Here is a 4,060-nt window from a genome sequence, read left to right as displayed (position 1 = left end):
AATCCTTTTTTTCTTTTGCTTTATTAAGTTTATCATGATGGTGACTAAACAAGAGGTTAATAACTATAACAGTCACAACAAGAACTACTAAACTGACTATAAAACTATTTAATGCACTTTCATAAGCATCACTTGTTAGCCCAAAATATTTTTTGTATAAGAGAATCAATGTACTTGCCAAAGCAAAAATTATCAAAGAACTAATTACATATATCTTTTTGATGAAATTCCCTCCTCATAATTTGTTTATTTGTTGAAGATTAACCTTTTGCAATAACGTAATTTTTTGAACCCATATGTCAGCAAGCTAAAATATCAACAGCACCATTTGTACTTTCTTTCTATAAATAGACCACTTAAGTACAGAAATCAGAGGATTGTCTGTACTTAAGCACAAAGGCTTACTCACTCAACATGTGTCATTATCCTGCATATAGAAGGATAACCAATGATCACTCATGATTGGCATACTTTAATCTGTTACTTTTGCTTCTTTAAGCGTCATAAGACCAGTAGATTTATCCGAATAAGTTATCTTGTTGCATGAAGATGAGTATATCTAAGAAACCGGAATAAAATTGCAGATTGCTATCGAGGAGGCTTTAACTTTCTGCGCTATATTGAAAGAACATGATTCCTTTACTTATGGAAAACCAATCTTTCGGACGATTATAGCTAACTAAAATTTTAGGATTAGAGCCATTAAAAAGGGGAATATATCGTATATCCTCTTTTACATGGTATTAGCGACTAATATCAACAAAAAATGGGGAAATACTCGAAATATCGTAGCATTTCATTGCTTTTACCAACTATATATAGTAAATTGAGGTTAGATAAAGAATTAAGTAATTGCACCACAGCGGGCTAGTAGTAGGAAGTCTGCTCTGACGTGACGGCATTTCTCCCGAAAGTATCGATTACCAAGTTGGAGAATGAAAAAGACTATCACGGCTGCCTTTCCCTGAGGCTTAGATGGGACATCCTACATTATCTTTAAAGTACAGGGCTCTGACATAACCATGTCGGAGTCCTTTTTCGTTAGGGGAGCTTATATGTATACAGAGGAATGGGCCGGAAATTTTGATGGATTCACTAAAGAAAATCCCATGGATTTGCGTCTCTTTATGCAGTTTTTTGAGGAACATGTTGCATCTAAAAAATTTGAGTATACAACTAACCATAAAAAAATCCCCAGCTTTATTATCGAAGCTGGTGGATCTCAGTTACCACATTTAATGGGGCTACAACATTGGAACAACCTATCGACTAGAAATGCTACAGCCCAGTTCGAAAAAATGTTGAGTGGTGAGTGGGATTTAGAATTTCTTAAATCTGCCGATGAAGGTGCATGGGATGAAAATAGAGAGAGATTAGAATTTACTCCTTATTTATATAATTTATTTCATGAATGTGAATGTATAGTAAAACTAGTTAACCCTAATGTTCCAGGCAGCGTTTTTGTTAGAAGACAGGTTGACTTGATATTCCAAAAGCCCAAGGGTAAGCTCATTTTTGCTGTGGAATTGAGAGAAACAGAAAAAGAAAATATATTCCGACCTACCAGCATAACGACGCATAGGAAAGAATCTAGTGTCATGAAAGAAAATCACTATTTAATAAAAGTAACAGGTGTAAATGTAACCGAATTATAATCTTGAAGTGCTGCAGATAATTAATCACATCTACATAGCAGCAGATTCAATCGAAGGCTTCCTAATTCAAACTTAGGCAGCTTTTTTCTTTTATCCAATTCAAAGTATGATTTATGGCTGGAAGGCGCTTAGGAATATCTACATTGAAAAATTTCGAAATTCACCTCGTCGATAGAATATTTATAAAAATTATTAGTTTTGTTAGACAAATTATTAAAAAATGTAGTATAATTAGAAAAAATGAGAGTTGGTGAAATCGTGGATATTAATCCTTCTGGTTTGTCTTTGAACTTTAAGAAGTCAATGGTTGAATTACTGGTGGAAGTGCATTCAGACTTAAAGAACGATTACTTAAGAAACAATAGTTTTCTTTCTGCAAATGGTGTTCACTTTTACAAATGGGATAAGTTAAATACTAGTTGTTTAAATGGTGAAGTAGAAGATGTTATTGCTTTTTTAAATAAAAGAAGCAACTGGGATTTTGTTACTTTATTTGAACCTATTAGTGGTACACTCGTTTCTCTAATGAACGAAAACAACCTCGATAAAAAAGCAATGGATTATGGAAAAACAAAGCAACCTCATTATATCCACGCTTTTTCAAACTTTAATCCAAGTATGGGTAAAATGCCTTCAGGCTACCCTATGAATTTTCAAGAGGAACTATTGCCATTGTCTGAAGATGAAGAATGGGCTAGGAAAACCTTGAAACTCCAAATAGAATTAGTAGGTAACCGCTTTAAAGAAGTCAAACAGCACGTGGTAGTAGGCTTTAAGATTCAACATAATACTATAGCGAAAGTCACGTGTACTAAATATAGCCAAGAAATGCTGAAATTAGCTGAAGAAGATTGGTCAGAATTTATTAACTTGCCGTATCTTGACGAATCTGTTGGAAATACTGGAAATCTTATCACACTTAAACAGCCTACACCACCTACACCACCTGCCAATGTAGCTTCTCTTAGTAAAAAGAATAATATAATTAAGTTAAGAAAAAAATATAAATCTAGTAATTCTGATGAGGATTAGTTTGAAATTCTCCAGCTAAATTGGAGGTAGAATTTAATGAATTTTAATGGAGAACGTCTAAAGGAAGCAAGAATTTATCGCGGCATGACTATTACTCAGCTATCTGAAAAGTTGAATTTGACAAAGCAAATGATATCTAAATATGAAAATGGATTAGCTAATCCTAATTTTGAAACTGTTGCAAAATTAATGATGATTTTAAACTTTCCCAAACAGTTTTTTTATGAACAAGATCTTGTGCAGTTGAAAGTCGGAAATACTTTCTTTCGTTCACTCCTTTCTATTAGTAAAAGAGAGCAAGAAAGGCAACAGTATCCCTTAAAAATTGTCAGTATAATGAGAACGTTGCTAGACGAGTATGTTGAATTTCCAGATATTAATTTACCTTTTAGTGAGATTGAAAGCGAAGGATTTCATTCTCCTGAACAGGCTGCAACTTACTTGAGAGAGTATTGGGAGATGGGAGAAAATCCTATTCCAAACATGGTAGAGCTATTGGAGAGTAAAGGTTTTATTATTAATGCATTTTCTTTTAAAAACACAGGAATTGATGCCTTTGGCAGAAAACAAACCACTCTTATTAGAAAAAAGCAGTTTGATAGCTACGTAATTAGTTTAAGCGATGATAGTAGAGTCTCGGTGCGTAGAAGATTTAATGCGGCACATGAATTAGCCCATTTCTTGTTGCATGATTTGATTATAGATTCAGATGAACTAACGAAAGAACAGTATAAGAAAATGGAAGTGGAAGCACATGAATTTGCAGGAGCATTTCTCTTGCCTGCACAAGCGTTTGTAGATGATATATTAGCCCATCCTACCGATTTAAATAATTATATTCATTTGAAAAGAAAGTGGAAAGTTTCAATTTCTGCTATGACAATGAGGGCTTATAAATTAGGAGTCATTACACTACCTCAATATCAACAACTTCAAAGGAAGATAAGCTTTAATAATTGGCGTAAAACCGAACCATTAGATGATAAGTTACCTGTAGAAGAACCATCAGCATTAAAACAAGCTATACAATTATTAATTGAGCATAATGTTTTATCAGGAGCTCAAATATCAAGCTCTTTATCAAAGGATTATCATTTATCTATGGAAGCAAGTGAATTGGAACATGTCATAGGATTAGATCCAGGAACTTTAAAACCTGTTAAAGAAGGTAGTTTAGTGGCGCTTGATTTGAAATTAAAAAATGCGGGACTATAAAATATTATTATTTATAATTTAGGAAATTAGATAGTCTTGTGAGTCCATAAATAAACAAAAAGAAGATGCTATGGCTGAACTGCGCCCCATTTAATGGACAGTTTATAAAAAAGGTACCCTGCAGCTAGGCTGCGATTAGATGACTTCGGTATTGTGCT

Annotated in this window: 4 protein-coding genes; 3 read left to right on the top strand and 1 reads right to left on the bottom strand. The window is 33.5% G+C overall.

The genetic code is table 11. The features are described 5' to 3' along the window. Positions 1-181: hypothetical protein (locus CXF70_RS18455; RefSeq protein WP_233208607.1), on the bottom strand; the 181-nt coding region annotated here is incomplete at its 3' end. An 874-nt stretch (positions 182-1,055) separates the two neighbouring features. On the opposite strand from CXF70_RS18455, the gene CXF70_RS10310 reads away from it, so the two are divergent. The 3 genes from CXF70_RS10310 (at position 1,056) to CXF70_RS10300 (ending at position 3,902) form a co-directional block, all read left to right on the top strand. Then, a complete protein-coding gene (locus tag CXF70_RS10310) occupies positions 1,056-1,655 on the top strand; it encodes a PBECR4 domain-containing protein (protein ID WP_101802591.1) in 600 nt (199 codons plus the stop codon). A gap of 258 nt (positions 1,656-1,913) precedes the next feature. Beyond that, positions 1,914-2,687: a DUF5986 family protein gene (locus CXF70_RS10305; RefSeq protein ID WP_101802590.1), complete on the top strand. Its 774-nt coding sequence runs from the start codon at positions 1,914-1,916 to the stop codon at positions 2,685-2,687. A gap of 36 nt (positions 2,688-2,723) precedes the next feature. Then, entirely contained in the window at positions 2,724-3,902 is a 1,179-nt protein-coding gene (locus CXF70_RS10300) for a helix-turn-helix domain-containing protein (protein WP_101802589.1), read from the top strand. The last annotated feature ends 158 nt before the right edge of the window (positions 3,903-4,060 follow it).

The sequence above is a fragment of the Planomicrobium sp. MB-3u-38 genome, from assembly GCF_002836425.1.
GTDB lineage: Bacteria > Bacillota > Bacilli > Bacillales_A > Planococcaceae > Planococcus > Planococcus okeanokoites.
This window is presented reverse-complemented; position numbering and strand designations above follow the sequence as displayed.

Bases quoted from the DNA above. Each gene is read 5' to 3' on its own strand.
- CXF70_RS10310 (WP_101802591.1), top strand. From the start codon at position 1,056: ATGTATACAGAGGAATGGGCCGGAAATTTTGATGGATTCACTAAAGAA.
- CXF70_RS10300 (WP_101802589.1), top strand. From the start codon at position 2,724: ATGAATTTTAATGGAGAACGTCTAAAGGAAGCAAGAATTTATCGCGGC.